Source organism: Enterobacter cloacae complex sp. OE43NF (assembly GCF_023544405.1).
Classification (GTDB): Bacteria; Pseudomonadota; Gammaproteobacteria; order Enterobacterales; family Enterobacteriaceae; genus Enterobacter; species Enterobacter cloacae.
The window spans coordinates 1-25,810 of the sequence record NZ_JAMJFW010000033.1 but is presented as its reverse complement, the minus strand read 5'-3'; the positions used below and the strand labels follow the sequence as shown (position 1 = coordinate 25,810).

Here is a 25,810-nt window from a genome sequence, read left to right as displayed (position 1 = left end):
TAAGGCGTAGCCGCCACCCGGCAACAACAGACCGCACCTTACCTCTTCATCTGTGACAAAATCGTCCGGCACTGATTGGCTTCCCCTTCTGATGGCGAAATCAACGCCAGCAGCGCCGCGGCTGGCGTGACCAGCGTTGCGAGCGCTGCCGCCACCGCACCGCGTGCAATCAGCGGCCCGGGTTTTACCCCCGCCTGCGGATTTTTGAAGGTGCCGCGCACGTAGAGCGGCGAGCGCAGGGTGATGATACGGATCCCTTTGCTTTCCGGGTCGATGGTTAAATCAAGCTGCTCAGAGGCCATGCTGGCGGTTCCGGTCACGTTGATTACCGCGTTTTCCGTGTCGAAGGCAAAAATCTGCGGCCGCGCCACGCCGTTAACCAGATCCAGATTCGCCGCCGCGCAGTTCACCCGCACCTCATCGTCACCAAAGATCTGCCCGATGATGTAGTTCCCGACGTTCAGCCCCAGGATCTCCATCAGGTTGCGGCTCACCAGCCCGTCGTTCATCAGTAGCTTGAGGTTGCCGTTACTGCTCCCGAGCAGCGCCGCCACGGAGTTCCCCACCCCGCGAATGTCCGCGTCACCGTTCATTTCACCAAGGGTCTTCTGCATCAGCTCCACGTTGGGCATCAGCTCTTTCAGCTTAAGCCTGCGCGCCTGTATATCAGCCCGACCCTGCATCGGCTTTTTATCGCCTTCCAGATGAATGTTCGAGGAGATGGTTCCGCCCGCCATGCCAAACTTCAGCGGCTGCAGACGCAGGTCGGCATTTTTAAGCAGAATATGGGTTGAGAGGTTGCTGATCGGCAGCGTGCTGCCGTGCTCGATTTTTCGCCCTTTGAAGCGCACATCCGCATCCATTACATCCCACTTGTCGGTTTCAAAGCGATCGTAGGGCAGCACTTTCCCCGCGGGCTGAAGGTCTTTTTTGACCTCTTTCGACTTCGTGCCTTTGCCGGAATCAACGCCGATCAGAGGGCCCAAATCGGCAAGCCTCAGCTGGCGGGACTCCACATCCCCTTCCAGTTTCGGACGCGGTTTGCCAGTGGTGTAGGTCAACGTACCGTGGATATCGCTGTCGCCGATACGGCCGTTGAAATCCCGATAGTCAAAGACAGACGATTTTTCCGTATCGAGTTTGGCCACCAGATGCCCGTCCGTCTCAAACGGCGGCGTATCCGGCAGCAGCACGCCGGTGAGTTCGTAGAGCTCCCCCAGCGAATCTCCGGCGAACTTCAGCCGCAGATCGACCCCGCCCATGTTCATTGGATCGTTGACCGTGCCGGTAAAGGCGACTCGCGTGTTGCCGGAGCGGAAGTCCGCCTGCACCGGGAACGGGGTACCTGCGCTTCGCAGCGCCAGCATGCCGCCAATTTTACCGGTGCCGGTCAGTGGCTGTCCGTTGTAGCGCCCGGTGGCCCGCAGGCCGAAAACGTAATCGCCCGCGCTGGCGTTATCCCCTTTCGCTTTGGTGCCGGTCACTTCACTGAACGGCAGCGGCTTACCCAGCGGATCGACCAGGATCTCCACGTCGGCCTTGCTGACTTTATCGTCGATGGCGATCCGCCAGCGATCGAACAGAATGTTATCGAGACGGAATGACCACGAAGAGGGCTGGGCATTGGGATCTTTCTCGCCGCTGCTGGCGAGGTTAAAGGTCCAGTTATTGTTTTTTTCCGAGAGACGGATCAGGCGTGCATCGGGCTGCTGAAGCTTGATCCACGGCAGGTAGACGGTTTTTGTCAGAAGCGCTAACGGCGCCAGCGTGGCTTCAACCCGCGGAAGATGCACCATGGTGACGGCAGGAATATCCGGCGGATTGCCCAGAACGATGTCGTCGGCGTGAACGTGCGGCCAGGGGATCCAGCTTCGCCAGCCGGTCTCTTCTTTCTGACGCTCCCAGACCACGCCCAAATCACCGCGTATCGCGAAGGGGCGGTTCAGTTCAGTTGAGACTTTCTGGTTGATGGTCGGCTTAAGACGGTTCCAGTCGAATGTCGCAATAACGATGATAGCGACCACGATCAACAACAAGAAAATCCCTGCTGTCCAGGAGATTACCCTGGTTGTTTTAGTCATTTTGATCCCCTTTTCCTGATGACCTGTCCTGTAAAACTATAGTCCAGACAAAGGGAAACGGGCGGTTCAGAGGTTGGTTATCACACCGTCGAGGGTATCCATGGGCACCGGACGTGAGAGGTAATAGCCCTGCGCGGCGGCGGCGGGTGAGTTTTGCACATCGCGCCACTCTTCCAGCGTTTCCACACCTTCCACAATGACGCCTTTGCAATAGCGGTTCATCAGCTGCAATAACAGCGTAAACAGATTCCGCCCTTCCGGGGTCTGGCGCAACATAATGAACAGATCGCGGGCCACTTTGATGTAGTCGTAACGCACTTCGCTGAGGGCGGAGAAGTTCGCCATGCCGGTGCCAAAGTCATCCAGCCACAGGGGGCCAAATTCACACATCGAGGCAAAGGAGGATTCCTGCGGCAGGCGGACATGCTCCACCAGTTCAAAGCGCATCCACGGCAGGGTGGCGATAAGCTCCTGCAACTTCGCGTTCTGGCGCAGCGCCAGCAGGGTTGGGCCATCCACGTTGACCGAGGCCAGAATATCGTGCTGTTCGAAAAAGGCCTTTTTCGTTTCCAGCATGCGCAACTGCTCTTCCAGCACGTCCAGGCGCTGGCGCACGGCGACTTCGGCAAAATAGCGGTCCGGCGCGATACGCTGTGAAGGGTTAGAAGGGTGCGTAACGACCGTCAAAATTTCAATCGCCATCAGTCGACCGTCGGTACGATAGATCGGCTGGTAGGTATACACACGCTCACATTGCAGCCAGTAGCGATGCTCCTGCAAGTTCTCAATACTTGCCTCAGGCGTAGTGCTCAGCCGCTGGATAACCTGCTCTGACTTCATTTCAGATGTCCTGTTGTTGGGATGGCCTTTCTGGACTCGTCACTGGGTTATCGGCGCGATAATTGAGAACTTTATGTTCAATTCACCGGGAAAATGAAATTAAGATGACAGAAATGAACAGGAACACGCGCTGGTTCAAAAAAAATAATGGAACGATGTTTTAATATAGTTGACCTGATAATTCACACAGCGCACACTGCTTTTAAATACTCTGTTCAGGTTCATGATTATGTCCAAAAAAATTGCCGTTATTGGCGAATGCATGATTGAGCTGTCACAAAAAGGCGCGGACGTTAGCCGCGGTTTTGGTGGCGATACCTTAAACACCTCCGTGTATATTGCCCGTCAGGTGCCGCCGGAGGCCCTCACCGTGAACTACGTCACCGCACTGGGTACGGACAGTTTCAGCCAGCAAATGCTGGACGCCTGGCAGAGCGAACACATTGATACCTCGCTGATTCAGCGCATGGAAAACCGCCTGCCGGGTTTGTATTACATTGAAACCGATGATACCGGCGAGCGCACCTTCTACTACTGGCGAAACGAAGCTGCGGCCAAATACTGGCTGGAAAGCGACGACGCAGCCGCCATTTGCGAAACGCTGGCGACGTTTGATTATCTCTATCTGAGCGGGATTAGCCTCGCCATATTAAGCCCGACCAGTCGTGAAAAGCTGCTGTCGCTGCTGCGCGAATGCCGCGCCAATGGCGGGAAGGTCATTTTTGATAACAACTACCGTCCGCGCCTGTGGGCCAGCCGTGAAGAGACGCAGCAGGTTTACCAGCAGATGCTGCAGTGCACCGACATCGCGTTCCTGACGCTCGACGACGAAGATGCCCTGTGGGGCGAGAAACCTGTTGATGAGGTTATTGCGCGCACCCAGGCCGCTGGCGTGAGCGAAGTGGTGATTAAGCGCGGCGCGGCATCGTGCCTGGTGGCCGTAGCAGGTGAGGCGGTGATTGACGTCCCGGCGGTGAAACTGGCGAAGGACAAAGTGGTGGATACTACGGCAGCGGGAGATTCCTTCAGCGCGGGCTATCTGGCGGTGCGCCTGACGGGCGGCACGCCTGAAGCGGCTGCACAGCGCGGGCACCTGACGGCCAGCACGGTGATTCAGTATCGCGGGGCGATTATTCCGCGTGAGGCGATGCCTGCTTAAATAAGGTGCGGGCTGGTGCCCTCACCCTGACCCTCTCCCACCGGGAGAGGGAATTTTTTAGATTACTGCCCCTGTGGAATATCCGTCGCGTCCTGATGCAGATCATCAGACGTTGCCGCCTGCGTAGGTTGCGGCGCGGCGGTCATGATTGAATCCCATGTCGCCTGCAGCTCCTTCATGTTGTATTCCGGCTCGCCTTTCGGCTGCAGAAGGACTAATCCCATATCCTGCGACAGCTGCTGACGTAAATCCTGATTTAACATATCGACGGTCAGCCCATTCAGGAAGTCCTGACGGAGCTTCTGGTACTGTTCCGGTGCGATGTCCACCACCTGATTCTGCAAGGAGCGAATACGCTGGCTGATCAGGATATCCGTATCGGCGCGGGCATAGGTGGCAAACAGCTTCTGCAGTTCCAGCTTTTTCTGCGCGACCAGCGCGTTGAACTCTTCTTCAGACAGGCCCTCTTTGCGCACTTTTGCCAGCTCTTTCGCCACCACGCCCAGATTGGCATTCAGCTTATCGCCAGGCGATTCGATATTAATGGCGCACTGGGCGCGCTGGAACAGCACCCGGCAGTCGAAGCCCAGCGCAATGTTCTTCACGCTGTTCTTACTGAGGCTCTGCTGAACGTGCCAGAACAACGCCTCACGCGTCAGATCCGCACGCCAGTAGCGTAACAGCGCGGCGGATTCTCGGATGGGCTGCCAGGCGGTATCCCACATCATGGAGAGCCGGTCCTGACGCACGGCATCAGTGGAGATGCTGACTGGCTCCGTCCGCAGCGGGGAGAGCGTCGGGACAGGAGCAGGCGTTTCACGCTTGCCTTTCAGCTCGCCGAAGGCTTTGTTGATCTGCTCAACCACCGCGCGGCTATCCACATTCCCGACCACGATCAGCGTCATCGCGTCCGGGGTGTACCATTTCTGATAGAACGATTTTACCTGTTCGGCATCGACCGGCTGTTTCAGCGGCTCTGCCGGGTCGTGCCCAAGCAGCGCTGAGCCTTTCAGGCGATAACGCCACCAGCCCTCTTTGGTATCCGCAGGCCAGGTCGCCACCATATCGCTGTTGCTCAGCGCATAGTTAATGGTTTCCGGCGTGATCGCCAGATTGCCAGTGGCATCGGAGAGATACGTAAGGGCTTCTTTGAGCAGATCGTTACGGTTATTCGGCAGGCTCAGGTTAAACATGGTGTAGTCATACGAGACGACAGCCGGCGGCAATGGACGCTTCGGGTCAATGCCCTGCTGCCAGAGCGAACGCACCTGAACAGCCTGTAAACTGCCGCTCTGGGTGAGCGCCAGTCGGGGAATAAAATGGCTAAAGCCGGTCTGCTGGGTGCTTTCAGTGAGGGAGCCGGTATTCACAGACAGACGGATCTCAATACGATCGCTGGGACGCTGCGGCGTGGCTAACACCTGCCACTGAAAACCATTCGCCAGGGTCCCTTGTTGCCATGCCGGGTCTGGCTGGAGCGCATCTGCCTGCACATAACTGGCTGCTGCCATCATCAGCAAACCGCCGGTTAAGAGTCGAATTTTTGTGCCCTGCATGTGAACCCCTGATCAACATTCCTGGTTAAAAAGAGTGTCTCGCGACGCGCTTCACTCTAAAAGATGACGATGAAAACACGTCGATTAGACCGCGCGTTCGGCAAAACGTCACGGTGAGAAGTGCAATATACCCAAAAAAAATCTTGTCGAATTATGACAGGTACGAACAGTCATTATGCGCAGGAGCCCGCATTCCGACAAGGGAATGCGGGAATTTAGCGGAAAATCAGGAGGATAAACCCGGGTTTTTGCTATCAGAAGAGCGATTATTCAGCGTATCGTCGAGCTTTTTGTGATCCAGCTCTTTAACCCATTTTGCCACCACAACCGTAGCCACGCCGTTACCCACCAGGTTGGTTAACGCACGCGCTTCAGACATAAAGCGGTCAATACCGAGAATCAACGCCAGACCGGCCACCGGCAGATGTCCCACTGCGGAAATGGTCGCCGCCAGCACGATAAAGCCACTGCCCGTTACGCCCGCAGCCCCTTTCGACGAAAGCAGCAGCACCACCAGCAGGGTGATCTGATGGAAGATATCCATATGGCTGTTGGTTGCCTGTGCAATAAACACTGCCGCCATGGTCAGGTATATCGAGGTACCGTCGAGGTTAAAGGAGTACCCTGTCGGGATCACCAGCCCCACCACCGATTTACGACAACCCAGCTTCTCCATCTTATCGAGCATGCGCGGCAGCGCCGACTCAGAGGAGGAGGTCCCCAGCACAATCAGCAGCTCTTCGCGGATATAGCGGATAAATTTGAAGATGCTGAAACCGGCCGCGCGGGCAATCGAACCCAGCACCACCACCACAAACAGAATACAGGTGATATAGAAGCAGATAATCAGCTGGCCGAGCTGTACCAGCGTGCCGACGCCGTATTTACCGATGGTGAACGCCATTGCCCCGAAGGCACCAATCGGCGCCAGGCGCATGATCATATTGATGATGCCAAAGATGACCTGCGAGAAGCTTTCAATGACGTTAAAGATCAGCTGGCCTTTGCTGCCCAGACGATGCAGGGCAAAACCAAACATGACGGCGAACAGCAGCACCTGCAGAATGTTTCCGCTGGCAAACGCCCCGATCACGCTGCCGGGAATGACGTCCAGCAGGAAGGCGACCACGCCCTGATCTTTCGCCTGCTCAGCGTAAACCGCCACCGCTTTGGCATCCAGCGTCGACGGGTCGACGTTCATGCCAGCGCCAGGCTGCACCACGTTAACAATGATCAGACCGATAATCAGTGCCAGGGTGCTGACCACTTCGAAGTAAAGCAGCGCCACTGCACCGGTACGCCCTACCGCCTTCATGCTTTCCATGCCAGCGATACCGGTCACCACCGTACAGAAGATCACCGGGGCGATGACCATTTTAATGAGCTTAACGAACGCGTCGCCAAGCGGTTTCATTTGCGCACCCAGTTCCGGGTAGTAGTGACCCAGTAAAATACCGATTGCGATGGCTGTCAGGACCTGGAAATAAAGACTTTTGAAGAGTGAGGTTTTCATAGAATGTCCTTGGGAAGAAAAACCACAGGCTTTGTAAGGTTATGGTTAACCTGCGGCTCTAAAATAACACCCGCATAACAGGACAGAAATAAACTCAGTTCAAATTTGAAACACAAATGTTAAGAACTTTGAGCTGGCTCGCACAAGCCAGCAACAAAATTACACTTTTGCGTTATTGCCAGCGCCGGAAAGGTACCGTTGTTCAAAGACATCCGACGGGACGGCACGGGCAAACAGGAAGCCCTGGCCTTTCCCGACACCCGCCTCAGCCAGCCAGCGGCGCTGCGCTTCCGTTTCGATACCCTCAGCAATCAGATTCAGGTTGAGACTACGCGCCATCTGAATAATGGCTTGCACCATGCTGCTGTCTTCCGGCAGCCCATCGACAAACGCTTTGTCGATTTTCAGGACATCCACCGGCAGCGTTTTCATGTGCTGAAGCTGACGCAGTCCGGCATAGCCCATGCCAAAATCATCCAGCGCGATGCGGATACCGGCGTTGCGCAGCGGTTTGAGGATCGCGACCGCCTCATTCGGGTCGTCAATACGACGGTTTTCCGTCACTTCCAGAATCAGCGTATCCGGCTGGATCCGGTAGCGATTGATGAGCTCCAGCATCTCCGAGACCATAGTGGGATGCATCAACTGCAGGGCAGAGAGATTGACCGACAGCGGCAGGTTGACACCACGCTCCTGCCAGGCGGCAAGCTGGCGGCATGACTCCTCAAGCACCCAGTAGCCCACCGTGACCATCAGGCCACAGGACTCAATACGTTCGATTAACCCTTCCGGCAGCTCCCAGCTGCCATCCGGCTGCTGCACGCGCAACAGCGCTTCCGCGCTTTCCACTTCACCCGTCAGCAAATTGACCTGCGGCTGAAGCCAGAGGGCAAACTGGTGGTTATCCAGCGCGGTGAGGATGTCGCTCTCTTCCGTTAGACGCTGCTGCGCCTTTTCCATCTGATCCGGGTCGAAGAACTGGATCTGGTTTTTCCCTTTGCGACGGGCGGTGAATGCCGCCGAGAAGGCGCGACGATAGAGCTGCTCTGCGGTCAGATCGCCATAGAACATGGCAATTCCGATACTGGCGCTGGGGCGAAGCTGAATACCCTGAATGGGCAGCCGCTCATTAATGACAGTGAGTACTTGCTGACCTAACGTGATCGCATGCCACGGCTCTTTCACGCCGTTCGCAATCACCACCAGGTCATAACCGCTGACCTGAGTCAGCACCATACGTGGAGCAAGCACCGATTTAACCTTTTCGACCAGCGTCAGTAACAGCATTTCACGCTGGCTCTCCTTGAGCACCCCAGCGGTATCCTGCAGGGTTTCACAGGCGATGACCATCAGCGCCGTGGTCTGCTGGCGCGCCACGGTCTGCTCCAGCATCGCCATCAGGAACGCTTTATTAGGAAGCTCCGACACCGGAAAACGGGTGGCGCTACTGTTCAGTTCATCCTGCTGACGCTGAATGCGCTGCTGGTTGAGGTTGTAGCTGCGCACCAGCATGCCGATCTCATCGTCATGATGCAGGCGGGGGAGCTCAAGCTGATGACCCATCTGCTCCTGGGGAGAAAGCGCGTTCAGCTCCCGGGCGATACGCCGCAGCGGGTGGACAATCAGCCGGTTAATGCACCAGGTCAGCGCCACGCTCAGTATCAGCGTCATAAGTAAGCAAGTGGTCACTAACGTGATAAACCAACTCATGACGAATTTATACATGCGGTACGAGTCCGCCTGCAGAACAAGATAGGCCAGCGGCTGCGGATTCGCAGGGCGTTCAAGCGAGTAGATGGGAAGCGAAATTTGTACCGGCAGTTCAAACAGGCGCATCACCATCATCGGGACGGGACGTTCGGGGATAAAACTCATCCGCAGCGCCTGGAACTGGTTTGGCAGCACCACGTCTGCGCGGCTGACGACGCCCGCAGGCTGAATACGTTTTAAAATGGTTTCCGCTTCGGGAATATCGCCTTTCAGAATAGAAGCCGAAAGCGGGCCACGCACCGAGCGGGCAATACTTTCTAATTGCGAAGCCGTGTTATAGCGATTCTGCTGTACGGAATGAAACAGCAAAATGACGCAAAATAGCAGTACAAACAGCAAGGTGACAGCAGAAACCATCGCCATCTGTTTGATCGTTAAGGAACGGCTGACACGCAAAATGACTCTCCACAGAACTCGAAGCGCAGGGCGCACCAGGGTGTAAACCTGGCGCGCCTGAGTATACCCGATCGCCGCACTTTTAAGAGAGACTTACAAATGGATTAAGTAAAATCCGATTACCAGTCCGCGTAGGGAATGAGCGGCTGTGGCGGTAAGTCCATATCACCCTGCCAGCCTGCGGCGGAGTAGCGTACATAGAGCAGCGCATGGCTTGGGGTATAGTCTTTCGCTTCCTGAATATCCACGCCAAGACCCACAAACCAGTTGGACGTGACCCGGCGCTCGACAATGGCCCGCGCGGTATAACCGGTGCCTGAGGAGCTGCTGCCGGTTTCCATCGCCCCCCTGTCGGTGTAGCGGCCTGGCTCATCGACGGGAATGAGTCCCTGAAGGGGATAGCGCAGCACATCGTTGGTTTTGGAGTGAGACCATGAGACAGATCCGCCCAGCTCCCAGGACCAGTTCTCCGTGCGTTTACGCCAGGTGACCGGCAGCGCAAAGGAGACATATTCCTGCGGGCTATAATAGCCGCCCTGACCCAGGGTATAGCCGCTCAGATCTTTATCGTAGTGCCAGAGCATGTTAGAGACACCGACAGTCAGGCGCTCGTTGTTTTTATTAATCAGCTTGTAGTAGTAACCGGTCATCCAGCGGACGCGCCAGTTATCCTCTACATTTTTCCCGGTCAGCGATTCTGCGTTCAGGCTTGACCAGATGCCGTTCGCCTCGCCTTTATCGTAGCTGATGCTCACGCCACCGCCGGTGGCGCGCACGCCGCCCCAGGTGGTGCCGGTATTGGTGTCTTTTTGCCCGGCAAAGGCCAGCAGAGAGCTGGAGATCGGGCGACGGTGGGCGTTAATGGTGTAGCCGATAGGACCGAGATCGTTGCTATAGCTCACCCCGCCGACCACATCCACCACGTCAAAGCCCATTGGCGTGGTGCCGATATCCCATGCCCAGGTTTTATTCTGCCAGCCCACGGCCACGCTTGCGCCGTTTGACGTCTGACTGGTGTTGCCGCGACATGGCGTTTCGGCACAGGTCCCCCATTTGGGATCGTAGGTGCCGTTGTTGGTGGCAAACGAACCGGCATCCATATTGACCAGATCGCTGCGGAGGAACATCCGTCCATCAGAGAGCGGCGCATCCACCTGCAGCATGGTGGTGTGGGCTTTCAGGTCGGAGTAGCCGCCGGTACCGCTGGATCCCCAGTAGTCGTGCTGCAGCGTAACGTTAACATCCTGCTGGCGATACAAATCACCGGCATCGCTACGCACGCCGCGCTTCAGCCAGTCATCTTTTTCGTCGTTACGCGTCAGGCGCGTAAAGGTGTCATTGTCTGCCGGACGGGTGGTGGTGATGCCAGAGGAGACCATGGCATCTTTATAGGTCTCCAGCGCCTGCTGAGGCTGGCCGTTTTGCGTCTGAAAACGTGCCGCATCACGCAGCACCAGCGCGTTTTCCATTGACGCAGGCTGTGATTTTGCCTGCGGAATGATGCTGTTGAACGTCTTTTCTGCGGCAGCAGAATCACCCAGCCCCGCCTGCGCCATCGCGATGCGGCGCTGCATGTTGAGCGACAACGGCTGGCCATTTTGCGTCGCAGGCAGTTTCGCCAGTTCGGCACGCGCAGCGTCTTTGTCGCCCTGCGCACTGTAGATTTCGGTCAGGCCGAGGATCGCATCTTCGTTTTGTGGCTCGCGCTGCAACACGCCGCTGTATGCCGTTTTTGCTGCACTGAGATCGCCCCGCTGCTGCGCCCAGTCCGCCAGGGTTAAATCGATACGGGTAGAAGCAGGTTGCTGACGAAGAAGATTTTCCGCCTCCTGCTCTTTGCCACTGTCGCGCAGGCGATTGGCGGTTTCGAGCACCTGATTACTTTGCAGGCGGTCGGCAAGCTCCTGAATATTGCCGTTCCACTGGCTGCGCGGCAGCGTCTCCAGCTGGGCCAGCGCGGCACGATCCTGGTCGTTACCGGAAAGATAGAGCCCGTTGGCATACACCTGATCCGGGTCGGTCGGTTTCTGGCTGGCAAGCTGACGCATCAGGGTATCTGCCTGACTGCGCTGGCCTGCGCTGTAGAGATCGCGCGACAGGCGATAGGTGATCCACACGTCGCCTGGAGAGAGCGCCAGACGACGACGCTGAACCTCGGCGGCCTGGGCGTATTTGCCCTGGTTCTCCAGCTGCTCGGCCTGGGCGGAGAGCTGTTCGTTGGTCAGGCTACGTTCAATATCATCAATGCTGCGACGCTGGCTGGCGGAGAGCGACTGGATAAACTGCGAGGCTTTCTCCGGCGACTGTGCACGATAAATATTGGCCAGTCCGCGGACCGCGTTACTGTTGCCGCTGTCCATGCGTAATGCCTGCCGATAATAGCGCTCGGCGGCGTCGTTATCTTTACGTGCCGCTGCAGCATCACCCAGCCCCAGCACCGCATAACTGTCGCTATTGTCGATAGTGCGCGCCTGTTGATAATAGCGCTCCGCCTGTGCCGGGTTATTCGCTTTCAGCGCCGCATCCCCCTGCTGGATCAGCAGCCAGTAACGGTTCACCTTCAGCAAGCTGTCCCATTTGCCGCGGTTATCGCTCTGCGGATCGAGGGCGATCGCCTTTTCAAACTGTGCCACCGCGCGAGCACGGTCGCCTTTCTGGGAGTATGCCTGGCCCAGCGCGCCAATGGCTTCGCTGTCGGCATGGTTTGCGCTGACCGCCTTTTGCAGTTCCGCCACCGCCTTATCACCCTGTCCGGCATTCACTGCCGCCAGGCCTTGCGCTTTCGCACGGAAAGTTGGATCGGCGAGCTGTTTTTGCTGCGCTTCAAGCTGTGAACGCGCGGCGGTTACGTTCTCACCGTCACTGAATACGCTCAGGTACTTTTGCAGCGCGGAGACGCTGGCATTGCTGACAGGCTGGTCTTTGATCTGCGCATACCACATATCCGACGCCTGGCTGCGGCCATTGCTGGATTTGGCCATCTCATGCAGCACCGCAAAGCCTTCATCACGGCGCCCGGTCTGGAACAGCAGCTGGGCCAGCGTCGACTGCAGCTGCGTATTGCCAGGGCTGCTGCTGTTGATCTTTTTCAACTGGTTAATGGCCGCATTGCGGCGAGCGGGATCTTTCGCCACCACATTCCAGTATTCCGTTGCCACGTCGCCGCCCGGCGGGTTGCCGTCGAACAGCTTGTCATAGGCGGCAATCGCTTCCTGGGTATGGCCTGTCGTGGCGAGTAAGCGAGCCTGCTGTAACTGCTGGCGGCCATCCGGCGTGGAAAGCAGCATCGTGTTGCGCGAGGACTGGTACGCGCTGGAACCGGGGGCGATCCCTTTCAGTCTATCCAGCTCTTTTTGCGCGCCGGCGTTGTCGCCCTGACGAAGCAGATAGCGAAAACGTGCCGCAATAACGTCAGGGTTGTTCGGGTCGATCAGCTCAAGACGATAGAGCGACTGACGCACCAAATCTTCACGCTGCGTCGATTCCCCCAGGCGCACCTGTTCCAGCAGCTGTTGCTGCTGCGGAGAGTTGACGGCCTGAGCCAGCGGCATCAGCGCCAGGCCAAGCGATAAACTGAGTAGATTTACTGTGAACTTGCGCATTCCTGGCCCCAATCCGGTATTAATTCACCTTTTGTGGTGAAACGAAAACGATGCTGATCCCATCCTTGTCCAAAGAGAGTCAGTACATAACTGTAGTAAGCATTATTATCAGGAAAGTGGTCAGCCACGCGCTGGCGCTGGACGGCCTGCGCATCACGCTGTTGTAAAAAAGGCAGCATGGCGGCAGAGAAGCCGACCGGGCCATTACCCGTGCGTGCTCCACTCACCACATTCACTTTTTCCGGTGGTACACCCTGTTTTGTTGTGGTGGCGGCCATCGGCCTGAAGCGCGCCAGCAGCCGGGCTTTTTGAGGATCGTTATCGTTCATCATCCCCACCCAGAGATAGACGCGGATGGCGTCATATCCCCCCACCAGCGGCGGCTCCTGCTGTAACCGCCAGCCTTTGTTTTTCTGGTATTGCACCCAGTCCGGCGAAAAACCTTTCGGCGCACTCTCCAGCAGCAAGCGCAGATTGGTCTCACGCAGGGTGGTCCACGGGGCGCCAAAACGCGTGAAGTAGCTTGCGAGCTGTGGAGGAAGATAGCTGGGATTAAAACGCCAGGCGTTCTCATCGACAAAGCCAACTTTACCGGGCAGCAGCATCAGACCGAGGCCAGGTACTTTCACCACTTCTTCGCGGGCGATGCGCTCGAGTAGCGTCTTGCCCGTACGGGTATAGTCAGCGTCTTTCCATAACCGCCCCGCTTCAAGCAGGGACCAGGCGATCCAGATATCGGCATCCGAGGCGGAATTGGTATCGATAACCGCCCAGGTGTCTTTGTCTTTTTGCCCCCATAACCAGGCGGGGAGCGTGTCGTCGAGATGCCCCCCGGCAAGGTTATCCCGCGTCCATGCCAGCACCTTGTCGAACGCTTTACGGTCATTCGCAGCGAGGGCAAAGAACAGCGCGTAGCTTTGCCCTTCCGAGGTAGTGATTTTACGCGTGTCGCTGGGATCAATGACCCGCCCGCCCTCGCTGATGTAATCCTGTTTAAATTTCTCCCAGGCAGGCCAGGTACAGGCGGCGCGCAGAGGCGCCGCTGCCAGCATCAACGCAATGACACACCAGCGAAAGGCTTTCATCACATCTTACTCATGATCCGGATTCAGGCGACGACGGCTGATGATACGCAGCAGACGCCACAGCACCCAGGCCAGCAGCACCACGCTGACGGCGGCCAGGATAGCGAGCAGAATCGGATGGTTAGAGAGCGCATACCACAGACGTTCGAACCATGGCAGATGCCCTACATAGTACACATCGCCTACGCGCAGGCTGTTCACGCCCGACTCACGGATCACCGACACAGAGCCGAACATCGCGGCACGTTTACCGCTGTCGTTCATCGCACTGTTGAGCAGTTCGTAGCCACGCGGGCTGTCTGCGAGCAGGGCAATCACGCTACGCTGATCGTTATACGGAGACTGGAAGCCGACCACGGCCGCCATCGCCCCCTGAGACGTGACAGCCGTCTGCGCGCTGGCTTTACGATCGTTGATATCCGGCATGATGCTCGGGAACTCGGTCTGACGCAGCGGCGTGTTAACCCAGGACTGGGCTGCCTGAACCAGCAGATCGATACGCTTCTCATCCTTCAGCTTATCCGGGATGGAACCGATCACCATGATGTCCGCATCCTTGTTCTGAATTTGAGCGCCATCATCCGTCAGGGTAACGTTAATCGCCGGCAGGCCCGTTTGCGCGCCTACGGTCGCCATGGTGTCCAGCAGCGTCGTCACCTGCCCTTCATTTGGCGCTTTTGGCATCACAACAATGGATTCAGACAGGTCCGCCATACGGCTGAACGGGAAGCCCGCGTTAGCAAATGCCCGCAGATCCGGCATGGCGAGGAAGTGATAGTACTTCGAGAAGTCGATGGTCGATTCATCGCCAATCACGACGTGGTTCTGCACCGGCTGGAAGGTGATGCAGTTGTCCACCGAACCGCCCGGCATTGGATTCATGTACTGGAAATCAAAGCGCAGCTGGTTTACCGCCCCGAGCTTCAGCGCCGGGATGGAGACATCGGTTTTACCATCCAGCAGCCCCTGCAGTACCGGCAAACGCAGCAGCAGACGGTTTGTTTCCTTATTATTCATCAGATTAAACGACTGAAGGAACTGGTTATTCAGGCTGATATCCATGCGCGAACTGTCTTTGGTTGACGGCGCGGTGTAACGATAGTTGAGGTTCATATCGATACCGGTGGTGCGCAGCAGATACAGGTCCGGCGGCAGGTTCAGCGACAGGCTGACAGGAGACGGCTCAATCCCTGTCGACTGCAGCTGCTCTTCATAGGTTTTCAGCTCGCCGAAGGTGACGGCGCGGTCGGTACGTACCCAGTTTGGCGCGTCATAAGGTTTACGTGCCAGCAGCGGCTTGACCTCATCAACAACCACGCTGCTGCCGCGGAACAGGATATTCCCCTGCGCAATCGCTTTTGCCGCCTGCACCAGGTCTTTCTCATCACGCCCGAAAACCACCAGCAGCTTCACATATGGGTTATCCGGGTGGCTTATCATCTCAATGGTCGGCGCTTTGACATCCGGGTGCTCACGCAGGAAAGCAGGACGCTTCGCGTTGGTCGCAAAGATGATGGCATTTCTGTCAGGGATCTTGTCATACATAACCGGGAAATTCTGCCCGCGCCAGCCGGAACGGGAGCCGAACCAGGAGGCCACGATGGTCGCTGCCAGTTGCTCCGTGACGTCCGGTGAGGACGCAAAGACCATCGGCAGGTTTAACGGGCGATTATCACGCGGATCGAAGAACGGCACCGGGAACGCGGAGAGATCGTTTTTCAGCGCCAGCGACTGGTAGGTCATCTGCAGCGATGAGTTACGCCCGACATCCATCCACAGCGTGTTGCTGGCCGGGTTTTCGCACACGTCACGGTAATGGCCCACGAATTCCAGACGGATACGGTTAAAGTCGGTGATAAACAGCGGGTTGATCGGCACCTGAGCCAGGGTTTTCTTACCCAACTGCTCTTTGGTGACCGGCAGCACGTCCATCAGCTCGTCATTCAGATAGACCTTCAGCTGAGACTGGGTCGGCAGCAGCGAAGGAGAAGGGGTATATTCCAGGTTCAGCACCGCCTTCGACACAACCTCATCGCTGCGCATACCAAACTCAACGCCGCCTTTAGGATTGACGCCGCGCAGCACCATGCTGCCCGGAGGCGGCGCAATCTGCGCAAAGGTGAGCTTCACGTCCCGCGACGGGGCATTCTCCGTGACAACAGGCGCATTAGCCCCCGGAACGCCCGGCATCACCTGCCCCACAACCTGCGCGTCGGCCGGCAGGGTATTTCCCGCTGTCGGCTGGTTGGGAACGAGATTTTCTGTTTGACCGGGCGCCGCGGTGACAACCGGTTCGGTCGCTTGCGACACCACAGGCACCGTTGGAGCAGGCGTGGCCGCGGCGTTATCAGGCGCTGCGTTAGCCATTGTTGCGGGGAGCGTACTCATCCCCATTGCCACTGCACATAACCAGGAAAGTTTTGTTTTCATCGCGTTATCATCATTGTTGAGCCATAACCGGGTCCGCCTGCTTCGCCTCATCCCGCTCAGGACGACGAGGAATGAACGACACGACCCAGGAAACCAGCGAAGTAAGTGACCGGAAAATTATTTTCACCGACGACGGGGCAAATTCTGCAAGGTGACGATAGCCACGGAACCCCAGCTTCAGAATATCCAGCAGGCTTTCCAGAGGTTTATCTTCCGGGAAGCTGTCCTGCCAGAGAGCCCACGTATCCGCGCGGGCAAACGTACACTGCACAAAATCAATATGTTGCTTCCTGGTCAGCGGCATCAGCTGCAGACCCACTTCATTGCCTGCCACACGCACAACCTGTGTCGGGAAGACATACTCCTGCTGGCCACGCTTAAGCAACAGGTTAACCTTCTGCCCTTCCAGCACCTTCGCCTGTCCGTTGATTTTGATACCCAGACCACCGTCGGAGAAGTCATGAACGGTACAGGAGAAGAGATGACCATCTTCACGGGCTATCGCCGCAGGCATGCTGATTTCAACACGATGCGCGCGACGTACCTGCTTGCTTTCCACTGACACCGCCACTGCGCCGCCAAGGATAATCAGGTTGTAAAATACCCATGCCATACTGACGAACACCGTCAGGATTTCGTTTTCCGGACCGTAGAAGTAGCGCCAGATACCGGCAATTACCCCCACAATGTTCAGCAGCACCAGGAAGATGTACGGACGGGAGATCACCCAGTCGACATACTCCTCTTCCACCAGGCCACCCTTCGCGGTGACGTTAAACTTGCCTTTATGCGGGTTAATCAGCGCCACCATCGTTGGCGGCGCGATGTACCAGGCCAGCACCGTTTCGTAGATTTCACTCCAGAATGAGTGGCGATACTTGCCCTGAATCTTCGAGTTGGTCAGGCTCGCGTGGATCATGTGCGGCAGAACAAACAGCGCAATCATCAGCGCGGGCGCGTAGATGATATAGGCGTGAAGAAGCAGGAACGCCAGCGGCGCGGTCAGGAAGATCAGCCGCGGAATACCGGATAAGAAGTGGAACATGGCGTTGACGTAGCACAGACGTTGCGCCAGCTTGAGGCCTTTACCCAACAGCGGGTTATCAAGACGGAAAATCTGTACCATCCCGCGCGCCCAGCGAATACGCTGGCCGATATGCGCCGACAGGGATTCCGTCGCCAGACCGGCCGCCTGAGGAATACGCATATAGGCCGAGGTATAGCCGCGACGGTGCAGGCGTAGCGAGGTATGGGCATCTTCGGTAACCGTTTCAACCGCGATGCCGCCAATTTCATCCAGTGGTTTACGGCGGATAACCGCACAGGAACCGCAGAAGAAGGTCGCATCCCACATGTCGTTGCCGTCCTGCACCAGGCCATAGAACAGCGTGCCTTCGTTCGGGGTCTTACGGAAACGGCCGAGGTTACGTTCAAACGGATCCGGCGAGAAGAAATGGTGCGGCGTCTGCATCATCGCCAGCGCTTTCTCTTTCAGGAACCAGCCCATCGTCATCTGCAGGAACGAGCGCGTCGGCACGTGGTCGCAGTCAAAGATGGAGACAAACTCCCCTGTCGCATACTTCAGCGCGTTGTTGATGTTCCCGGCTTTGGCATGTTCGTGAGAGGTGCGGGCGATATACTCAACGCCCACCTCTTGCGCGAACTCACGGAACGCGGCCCGACCGCCGTCATCCAGGATCCAGATTTTGAGCTTATCTTTGGGCCAGTCGATACCCAGCGCGGCGTAAATGGTATTTTTCACCACGCTCAGATCTTCGTTATAGGTCGGTACAAAGAGATCGACAGTCGGCCACTGCGACGTATCTTTTGGCAGCGGAACCGGCTGGCGGTTGAGCGGCCAGATCACCTGGAAATAGCCCAACACCAGCACGATCCAGGCGTACGTTTCAGCAAACAGCAGCACCAGACCGCATACCAGACTAACCGGATCATCCCAGTTCAGCGTTGAGGTATAACGCCACCAGATATAGCGGCAGGAGACGGTCAGTGATAACACAATCAACATCAGGGCGGAGAAGCGCCCCGGTATACGCCGCACCAGCAGCGCCACGCCCCACAGCAGGATCAGGAAAGTGAACTGCGCCAGCGGGTTAAAGGGTTGCGTGATACAGACCAGCGCCAGAATGAGCGAGAAGACAACAATCACGCCCAGAATAAAACGCCGTAAACCCGGATGCAGATGCCCAAGTTCTTTATGGTTATCCAGATGGCTGGTCTTATCGCCCACGCGGTCAGGCAGCCTGTCCAGCCACTGATGATAGCGTTCGCGTAAAAGCTGGACCCGGCTGAAGCTGCGCCAGTGCGGCGTCTTTTTCTCCTGCCGCGGCGACGTAACCACCAGCCAGATGGCCTGAATGATGTACCGCGCCGGATCTAACGGCCGTGGACGGTCAGGATTAAGTGCGGATACAATTCACTGTGTCGCGCACGAATGCGCTGCCAGCGGGGGTGCTCGAGGGGGATGAACATCCAGGCCAGAATCATCCAGAAACAGCCGAACGCGGCGCTAAATACCGAGGCACCATGCCGGCGATAATGCCGGTAATGGTCGCTTAAACGCGAACTGACCGGTGGGATGAGTAACCAGCTGGCGAGTCGACTCATACCGTACCCCTGGCAGGATCCGCCTCTTGGGCGAAGTGCAGCAGACACCAGTTCGCCAGCGTCAGGATCTCTTCTGCCGCCAGCGAATCGCTACGATACTCGCCAAGTGGCTGTTTGGAGGCGAGGCATTCCGCCATCCCCTCATCACGATGGATCACAATCGGCAGCAGACGACGCTGGCTTTGCAGCCAGACCTGATACAGATCGTCCTGGATCTGGCTGCCAATGCGTAAATCGTTAATCAGGATATGGCTATTCTGTGGCAACCCCTGCTGATGTAGACGGATATGGCAATTGGCATCGACGTTCACAATGGAGAGCACGTGGTCGCACTGGGCAATCAGCTGTCGGGTCAGCGTGCCGGCACCGTGCGGCAGATCCAGCAGGATCCACTGATAATGGCCTTTTTCTTTGAGGCTCTGCAGCGCGAGTGTGAATTGCGAAAATAAACGCTGATAGGCGGCTTCATTCTCACGCTCTGTCGTGGTCAGTTGACCAAACGGCAGGAGATCGAGCTGGGAGGTGTAACGCAGACCCGCATCACGCCAGTCTTTATCATCAAGCAACGCGCGGGCCCAACCCTCTGTACGGGTAAAGTCGACGTTAAATGACATACGCAGCAAATTGTCGGCGCAGGCGTCAATCACCAGCACCGATTCACCTAAAAGCTGTAATGACCACGCCAGCGCCGCGGTAACGGATGTTGTACCCACTCCACCACGGACGCCCTGTAATCCGAGTATGGCCATCAATGGCTCCCTTATTGTTGTTGGGTAAATTCAGCTAATAACGGCCAACGTTTAATAGCCGCAGCCAACTGTTCCCGCTGGGAAATATCGGTGTAATCTATTTCAGGTAAAGAAAAGGCCTGCGTCAGCGCCAGAAAATCGTTTTGGAATGTGTAACCCAGGGTAGAATCGACTGGGGTTCCGGGTTCGTTATTATCCATTTTTTTCCATCCCTTTGAGTATCGTTTTACTCTCTGAAGTCGCGAGGCTTCCTGCCCTGTGAAATTTCATTTACATGCTAAATCTGATGCTCTTTAATTTCAATGTTAGGTTTATTTCTACGCTTTCGCTAGTAAACTGATATACAGATAAATTAGACGAAAAGAGGGACACCGTGGACTCCATATTTTCTATTGGCATCCAGTCATTATGGGACGAATTGCGCCACATGCCAGTCGGAGGAGTCTGGTGGGTTAATTCGGATCGTAATGAAGATGCTATCAGTCTGGTAAACCAGACAATTGCCGCGCAGGGTAAGGACTCCCGGGTCGCTGTCATTAGTATGGGCGAAGACCCGAAGCAAATTATTACGCTTGAGCGAGACCGCGGTCCACAGACGGTACGCTTGTTTTCCATGCCGTCGGAAGCAGATAGTCTATACTATTTGTCCCGCGACATTCAGTGTTCCATCAATCCAGACCGCTTTTTATTGATTCTTAAATGTTCACATAATGCCCTGCAAAATATCCCGACGGAGAAACTGCTGCAGTGGCTGGAAAAAATCAATAAATGGGCAAAATTTCAAAATTGCACGCTATTGATAATCAATCCCGGCAGTAATAACGACAAGCTGTTCTCACTTTTAATGGCGGAGTATCGCTCGCTATTCGGCCTGGCAAGTCTGCGCGACCAGGCGGGCAGCTATCTCTACGATATTGCATTCTGGTGTAATGAAAAAGGCGTGAGCGCCAGACAGCAACTTACGCTTAAACATATTGACGGCGAGTGGCACCTTGCCCAGCAAGAAGAAACCGTGGTGCAACCGCGCAGCGATGAAAAACGGATCCTGAGCCATATTGCGGTACTGGAGGGGGCGCCCGCGCTGTCTGAAAACTGGTCCCTGTTTGAGTCCAATGAAGCGCTTTTTCATGAAGCCCGCACGACGCAGGCAGCAACCCTTGTTTTCTCGCTGATGCAGAACAATCAGATTGAAACGCTGGCACGACAAATTCATACCTTACGTCGTCAACGCGGCAGCGCGTTAAAAATTGTGGTACGCGAAAACAATACCAGCCTGCGTGCCACGGACGAACGTCTGCTTTTGGGCTGTGGCGCAAACATGGTTATCCCGTGGAATGCACCTCTTTCACGCTGCCTGACGCTTATCGAAAGTGTCCAGGGGCAGCAGTTCAACCGCCACGTACCGGAAGATATTTCCACGCTGCTTTCCATGACGCAGCCGATGAAACTGCGTGGTTATCAGAAATGGGATACCTTCTGCGATGCCGTTGGCAACATGATGAACAACACGCTGCTTCCTGCAGACGGGAAAGGGGTAATGGTTGCCCTGCGACCTGTACCGGGGATCCGCGTGGAACAGGCGCTCACCTTATGCCGCCCGAACCGTACCGGGGACATCATGACGATTGGCGACAACCGCCTGGTTCTGTTTTTGTCTTTTTGTCGGGTGAACGATCTCGATACCGCACTGAACCATATCTTCCCGCTGCCTACCGGGGATATTTTCTCAAACCGTATGATTTGGTTCGAAGACAATCTGATCAGCGCTGAGCTGGTGCAGATGCGTGCCCTCGCGCCAGAAAACTGGGTGAAACCGCTGCCTGTCACGAGCGATATCAAACCGATCCTCAATGCACGGCATGACGGCCATATCTGGCGTCGGGTTCCGGAACCCCTTCGCTTATTAACTGAGAATGGGGAGAACGCACCATCATGAATATCAGCGATATCATTCAACTGGTTGTATTCTGTGCGATGATCTTTTTCCCGCTTGGTTATTATGCACGCCATTCACTGCGCCGTATTCGCGATACGGCCAGAATGGCGTTTGGCAAACCTCGCTATGTCAAACCAGCCGGAACACTGACACGGGCAACACACGTCAAGGCAGACCGAAAACATGACTAACTCAACTTATACCGCTTCGTCACCATCGCCTCTGTGGCAATACTGGCGCGGCCTTTCCGGCTGGAACTTCTACTTTCTGGTGAAGTTTGGTCTGCTGTGGGCTGGCTATCTGAACTTCCATCCTCTGCTGAACCTGGTGTTTATGGCCTTCCTGCTGATGCCGCTGCCCAATATCAGGCTGCATCGCTTGCGTCACTGGGTTGCCATCCCGCTGGGTTTTGCGCTGTTCTGGCATGATACCTGGCTGCCGGGGCCGGACAGCATCATGAGTCAGGGTTCGCAGGTCGCCGGGTTTAGCGCCAGCTATATCCTCGACCTGACCGAGCGCTTTATTAACTGGCAGATGATTGGCGCGGTCTTTGTGCTGCTGGTTGCCTGGCTGTTTCTGTCACAGTGGATCCGCGTCACGGTGTTTGTCGTTGCCATTATGATTTGGCTGAACGTTCTGACGCTGGCTGGGCCAAGTTTTTCCCTGTGGCCTGCCGGTCAACCGACCAGCACAGTAACCACCACCGGAGGAAGCGCGGCAGCAACCGTTGCCACGGCAGGCGACACGCCGGTGGTGGGCGATATTCCAGCACAGACCGCACCGCCGACCTCAACCAACCTGAATGCCTGGCTTTCCAGCTTCTACACCGCGGAAGATAAGCGTCAGACTAAGTTCCCGGATGCACTCCCGGCAGATGCTCAGCCGTTTGAACTGCTGGTAATTAACATCTGCTCCCTCTCCTGGGCTGACGTTGATGCGGCTGGTTTAATGTCACACCCGCTGTGGTCGCATTTCGATATCCAGTTTAAAGACTTTAACTCTGCCACCTCGTACAGCGGCCCGGCGGCCATCCGCCTGCTGCGAGCAAGCTGCGGCCAGCCATCGCACAAGAATTTGTATCAGCCCGCTGGCAACCAGTGTTATCTGTTCGATAACCTGGCGAAACTGGGCTTTACGCAGCATCTGATGCTGGGGCATAACGGTCAGTTCGGTAACTTCCTGAAAGAGGTACGTGAAGAAGGGGGTATGCAGGCACCGCTGATGGATCAAACCGGGCTGCCGGTCACGCTGCTGGGCTTCGACGGCTCGCCAGTCTATGACGATACCGCCGTGCTACAGCGCTGGCTGCAGACCATTGAAAAAGACAGCAATCCGCGCAGCGCCACGTTCTATAACACCCTGCCCCTTCACGACGGTAACCATTTCCCGGGCGTGAGCAAAACGGCAGATTACAAAGTGCGTGCGCAGAAGTTCTTTGATGAGCTGGATGCGTTCTTCACTGAGCTGGAAAAATCTGGCCGTAAAGTGATGGTGGTTGTCGTTCCGGAGCACGGTGGGGCGCTGAAAGGCGACAGAATGCAGGTGTCCGGCCTGCGCGATATCCCCAGCCCGTCCATTACCAACGTGCCTGCCGGGATTAAATTCTTTGGTATGAAGGCACCGCATCAGGGCGCACCGATTGAGATCACTCAGCCAGTCAGCTATCTGGCCATCTCTGAGCTTGTGGCCCGCGCGGTCGATGGTAAGCTGTTTGTGGAAGATAGCGTGAACTGGGATCAGCTCACCAGCAATCTGCCGCAAACCGCGGAAGTGTCAGAGAATGCGAATGCGGTTGTCATTCAGTACCAGAACAAACCGTACGTTCGCCTGAACGGCGGAGACTGGGTACCTTATCCGCAGTAAGTTCTCCAGACCCTCTTCCCCTCGGGGAGAGGGAATGATTGTTCCGCGAGCCAGACGAGCATTTTCAGGCTCGCGGAATATCCTCTAGGGCGCATACTCATTTATTCAGCGCTGCGCAGGGAGATCTCACCGCCCACCCAGGGCTTGATGACGCCATCCTGCTCCAGGAGCAGGGCACCCTGTGCATCAATGCCGCGAGAGATACCGTAGATCTCCTTATCACCAATCAGCAGTTTCACCGGCCGGTTGATAAAGTTATCAAGTTTTTCCCAGCGAGACAGGAACGATGCCAGCCCTTCCTGTTCAAAGAGAGACAAGGAGGTACGCAGCTCTTTAATCATACGCACGGCAAGCGTGTTGCGATCGATGGTGATCCCCGCTTCCTGCAGGTTGGTCCACGCCTGATTCACCACATCGCTTTGCACATTTCGCATTACCATATTGAGACCGGCACCAATGACAATTTGCGCCGCATCGCCTGTTTTTCCCGTCAGTTCGACCAGAATACCGGCAAGCTTACGATCGTTCAGGTAAAGGTCGTTTGGCCATTTTACCCGTACTTTATCCGCGCCAAGCTCGTGCAGAACTTCCGCCATAACGATACCAATCACCAGACTCAGACCCACTGCGGCGGCAGGCCCCTGCTCAAGGCGCCAGTACATGGAAAGATAGAGGTTTGCGCCAAACGGCGAGAACCACTTACGCCCGCGACGGCCGCGCCCGGCCTGCTGGTACTCTGCAACGCAGGCATCCCCTGATTCCAGCTCGCCTATCCGCTCCAGCAGGTACTGGTTTGTCGAATCGATGACCGGCAATACGGCCACGTTACCCTGCCCTATCTGGCTGCGGATGAGTTCTTCATTCAGGAGCTGAATAGGCTCCGGCAGGCTGTAGCCTTTTCCGGGCACGGTGAAGACATCAACCCCCCAGTCGCGGAGGGTCTGAATATGTTTATTAATGGCAGCACGGCTCATGCCCAATTGCTCGCCTAATTGCTCGCCAGAATGAAACTCACCGTCGGCAAGGATGCCAATCAGGGTTAACGGGATGGTATTGTCCTTCACGCGATAGCCTCCACAGCATTCACTTCACCCGTACGACCAATGAAGCGGACTTCCGGCTCCAGCCAGACGTTAAATTTCTCACCCACTTGCTGACGCACATGGTGCGCCAGTTGCACTACGTCGTCGCTGGTCGCATCGTGTTGATTGATCAGCACCAGTGCCTGCTGACGGTGAACCGCTGCGCCGCCCACGGCAGTACCTTTTAACTGGCACTGATCGATAAGCCACCCTGCGGCCAGCTTCACGCTGCCATCCGCCTGCGGGTAATGCGGGGCAGTAGGCCATTTAGCCAGCAATGCTTTCGCGTTTTCGCTGCTTATGACCGGGTTTTTGAAGAAACTGCCGGCATTTCCGTTTACTTTGGGATCGGGCAGTTTGGTCATGCGCATATGGCAAACCGAGTCAAACACATCGCGAGGGGTGACGGTTGCCGGATCGAGGCGCGTTAAATCACCATAGGTCAGCACCGGCTGCCAGGTTTTGGACAGACGCAGGCCCACAGCGACAATGACGTAGCGATCCTGATATTCATGTTTGAAGATGCTGTCACGGTAGCCAAAACGGCACTGCTCTGCCGTTAAACGCTGAGCCGTACCGGTCGCCAGCTCAATGCAGTCGACATAGTCGCACACGTGTTTGAGTTCGATGCCATACGCACCGATATTTTGAATGGGCGATGATCCCGCGCAGCCCGGGATGAGAGCCAGGTTTTCCAGTCCCGGCATCCCTTTTTCGAGGGTATATTGCACCAGTTGATGCCAGTTTTCGCCGGCACCTACGCGCAAACGCCAGCTATCGGCGCACTCTTCGACCTCAATTCCCATGATGCGGTTAATAATGACCGTCCCGGCAAAATCATCGAGAAACAGGACATTGCTGCCTTCGCCCAGAATCAGTACAGGTTCGTTGTTTTCTGTTGCGCGTTGCCATGCATCCAGCAGTTGCTGGGCCGTATCGGCGCGTACAATGTGATTAGCATTCCGTTGAATACCAAAGGTATTCCAGGGCTTAAGGGAGTGGTTCATAGGCGCTATCCTGATGCAAAAACGCAGGTAGTTTACCGTATAAGCAGTACGTTGTGGGGGATTAGTTTGTGCAACGCAGAAACGCAAAAAGGCCATCCTTTCGGATGGCCTCTTCA

16 protein-coding genes and 1 pseudogene are annotated in these 25,810 nt (G+C 56.2%); 4 read left to right on the top strand and 13 right to left on the bottom strand.

The window, feature by feature from the left end:
* Nucleotides 1–38: 38 nt before the first annotated feature.
* Nucleotides 39–2,081 (bottom strand): AsmA family protein, encoded by a 2,043-nt coding sequence (locus M8370_RS15730; protein WP_250021333.1) that lies wholly within the window; start codon nt 2,079–2,081, stop codon nt 39–41.
* Nucleotides 2,082–2,147: 66 nt separating this feature from the next.
* A complete protein-coding gene (gene pdeH / locus M8370_RS15725; protein ID WP_013099209.1) occupies nt 2,148–2,921 on the bottom strand; it encodes a cyclic-guanylate-specific phosphodiesterase in 774 nt (257 codons plus the stop codon).
* 229 nt (nt 2,922–3,150) lie between these two features.
* Between pdeH and kdgK the strand changes: the two genes are divergently transcribed.
* A complete protein-coding gene (gene kdgK, locus M8370_RS15720) occupies nt 3,151–4,080 on the top strand; it encodes a 2-dehydro-3-deoxygluconokinase (RefSeq protein WP_013099211.1) in 930 nt (309 codons plus the stop codon).
* 62 nt (nt 4,081–4,142) lie between these two features.
* Here kdgK and M8370_RS15715 read toward each other — a convergent pair whose 3' ends face one another.
* The 9 genes and pseudogenes from M8370_RS15715 to bcsR form a co-directional block, all read right to left on the bottom strand.
* Nucleotides 4,143–5,636, bottom strand: coding sequence for a M16 family metallopeptidase (locus tag M8370_RS15715; protein WP_058650541.1), 1,494 nt, complete (start codon nt 5,634–5,636; stop codon nt 4,143–4,145).
* A gap of 226 nt (nt 5,637–5,862) precedes the next feature.
* Nucleotides 5,863–7,149 carry a dicarboxylate/amino acid:cation symporter gene (locus M8370_RS15710; protein ID WP_013099213.1) on the bottom strand — a complete coding sequence of 429 codons (1,287 nt, stop codon included), beginning with the start codon at nt 7,147–7,149 and terminating at the stop codon, nt 5,863–5,865.
* Between the two features lie 159 nt (nt 7,150–7,308).
* Nucleotides 7,309–9,315, bottom strand: a complete 2,007-nt coding sequence (gene hmsP, locus M8370_RS15705) for a biofilm formation regulator HmsP (RefSeq protein WP_250021332.1) — start codon at nt 9,313–9,315, stop codon at nt 7,309–7,311.
* Nucleotides 9,316–9,434: 119 nt separating this feature from the next.
* The gene (gene bcsC, locus M8370_RS15700; RefSeq protein ID WP_250021325.1) at nt 9,435–12,917 is read right to left on the bottom strand and encodes a cellulose synthase complex outer membrane protein BcsC; all 3,483 of its coding nucleotides are present in this window, start codon (nt 12,915–12,917) and stop codon (nt 9,435–9,437) included.
* Nucleotides 12,899–14,002, bottom strand: a complete 1,104-nt coding sequence (bcsZ, locus tag M8370_RS15695; RefSeq protein ID WP_038420784.1) for a cellulose synthase complex periplasmic endoglucanase BcsZ — start codon at nt 14,000–14,002, stop codon at nt 12,899–12,901. The genes bcsC and bcsZ overlap by 19 nt, the downstream gene beginning before the upstream one ends.
* 6 nt (nt 14,003–14,008) lie before the next feature.
* Nucleotides 14,009–16,432, bottom strand: coding sequence for a cellulose biosynthesis cyclic di-GMP-binding regulatory protein BcsB (gene bcsB, locus M8370_RS15690; protein WP_250021318.1), 2,424 nt, complete (start codon nt 16,430–16,432; stop codon nt 14,009–14,011).
* Between the two features lie 10 nt (nt 16,433–16,442).
* Nucleotides 16,443–19,057: pseudogene (gene bcsA, locus M8370_RS15685) on the bottom strand (UDP-forming cellulose synthase catalytic subunit).
* A complete protein-coding gene (bcsQ, locus tag M8370_RS15680; RefSeq protein ID WP_013099219.1) occupies nt 19,054–19,806 on the bottom strand; it encodes a cellulose biosynthesis protein BcsQ in 753 nt (250 codons plus the stop codon). The pseudogene bcsA and the gene bcsQ overlap by 4 nt, the downstream one beginning before the upstream one ends.
* Nucleotides 19,807–19,817: 11 nt before the next feature.
* Nucleotides 19,818–20,006 (bottom strand): cellulose biosynthesis protein BcsR, encoded by a 189-nt coding sequence (gene bcsR, locus M8370_RS15675; protein WP_013099220.1) that lies wholly within the window; start codon nt 20,004–20,006, stop codon nt 19,818–19,820.
* 173 nt (nt 20,007–20,179) lie between these two features.
* Between bcsR and bcsE the strand changes: the two genes are divergently transcribed.
* From bcsE to bcsG, 3 genes are read left to right on the top strand one after another with little or no spacing between them, the layout of a single operon-like run.
* The gene (gene bcsE / locus M8370_RS15670; protein WP_126851053.1) at nt 20,180–21,742 is read left to right on the top strand and encodes a cellulose biosynthesis c-di-GMP-binding protein BcsE; all 1,563 of its coding nucleotides are present in this window, start codon (nt 20,180–20,182) and stop codon (nt 21,740–21,742) included.
* Nucleotides 21,736–21,933, top strand: coding sequence for a cellulose biosynthesis protein BcsF (bcsF, locus tag M8370_RS15665; RefSeq protein ID WP_250021348.1), 198 nt, complete (start codon nt 21,736–21,738; stop codon nt 21,931–21,933). The genes bcsE and bcsF overlap by 7 nt, the downstream gene beginning before the upstream one ends.
* Nucleotides 21,926–23,605 carry a cellulose biosynthesis protein BcsG gene (bcsG, locus tag M8370_RS15660; protein WP_013099223.1) on the top strand — a complete coding sequence of 560 codons (1,680 nt, stop codon included), beginning with the start codon at nt 21,926–21,928 and terminating at the stop codon, nt 23,603–23,605. Before bcsF ends, bcsG begins: the two co-directional genes overlap by 8 nt.
* 101 nt (nt 23,606–23,706) lie before the next feature.
* On the opposite strand, the gene birA is transcribed toward bcsG, so the two are convergent.
* Nucleotides 23,707–24,669 carry a bifunctional biotin--[acetyl-CoA-carboxylase] ligase/biotin operon repressor BirA gene (gene birA / locus M8370_RS15655; protein WP_013099224.1) on the bottom strand — a complete coding sequence of 321 codons (963 nt, stop codon included), beginning with the start codon at nt 24,667–24,669 and terminating at the stop codon, nt 23,707–23,709.
* Nucleotides 24,666–25,694 carry a UDP-N-acetylmuramate dehydrogenase gene (murB, locus tag M8370_RS15650; protein WP_058680820.1) on the bottom strand — a complete coding sequence of 343 codons (1,029 nt, stop codon included), beginning with the start codon at nt 25,692–25,694 and terminating at the stop codon, nt 24,666–24,668. Before murB ends, birA begins: the two co-directional genes overlap by 4 nt.
* Nucleotides 25,695–25,810 lie beyond the last annotated feature (116 nt).

Excerpts from the sequence above, each read along its gene's own strand:
- pdeH (WP_013099209.1), bottom strand. The coding sequence starts at position 2,921 with ATGAAGTCAGAGCAGGTTATCCAGCGGCTGAGCACTACGCCTGAGGCA.
- bcsR (WP_013099220.1), bottom strand. The coding sequence starts at position 20,006 with ATGGATAATAACGAACCCGGAACCCCAGTCGATTCTACCCTGGGTTAC.
- bcsG (WP_013099223.1), top strand. The coding sequence starts at position 21,926 with ATGACTAACTCAACTTATACCGCTTCGTCACCATCGCCTCTGTGGCAA.
- bcsZ (WP_038420784.1), bottom strand. The coding sequence starts at position 14,002 with ATGAAAGCCTTTCGCTGGTGTGTCATTGCGTTGATGCTGGCAGCGGCG.
- M8370_RS15710 (WP_013099213.1), bottom strand. The coding sequence starts at position 7,149 with ATGAAAACCTCACTCTTCAAAAGTCTTTATTTCCAGGTCCTGACAGCC.
- M8370_RS15715 (WP_058650541.1), bottom strand. The coding sequence starts at position 5,636 with ATGCAGGGCACAAAAATTCGACTCTTAACCGGCGGTTTGCTGATGATG.
- bcsB (WP_250021318.1), bottom strand. The coding sequence starts at position 16,432 with ATGAAAACAAAACTTTCCTGGTTATGTGCAGTGGCAATGGGGATGAGT.
- murB (WP_058680820.1), bottom strand. The coding sequence starts at position 25,694 with ATGAACCACTCCCTTAAGCCCTGGAATACCTTTGGTATTCAACGGAAT.
- bcsC (WP_250021325.1), bottom strand. The coding sequence starts at position 12,917 with ATGCGCAAGTTCACAGTAAATCTACTCAGTTTATCGCTTGGCCTGGCG.
- kdgK (WP_013099211.1), top strand. The coding sequence starts at position 3,151 with ATGTCCAAAAAAATTGCCGTTATTGGCGAATGCATGATTGAGCTGTCA.
- M8370_RS15730 (WP_250021333.1), bottom strand. The coding sequence starts at position 2,081 with ATGACTAAAACAACCAGGGTAATCTCCTGGACAGCAGGGATTTTCTTG.
- bcsQ (WP_013099219.1), bottom strand. The coding sequence starts at position 19,806 with ATGGCCATACTCGGATTACAGGGCGTCCGTGGTGGAGTGGGTACAACA.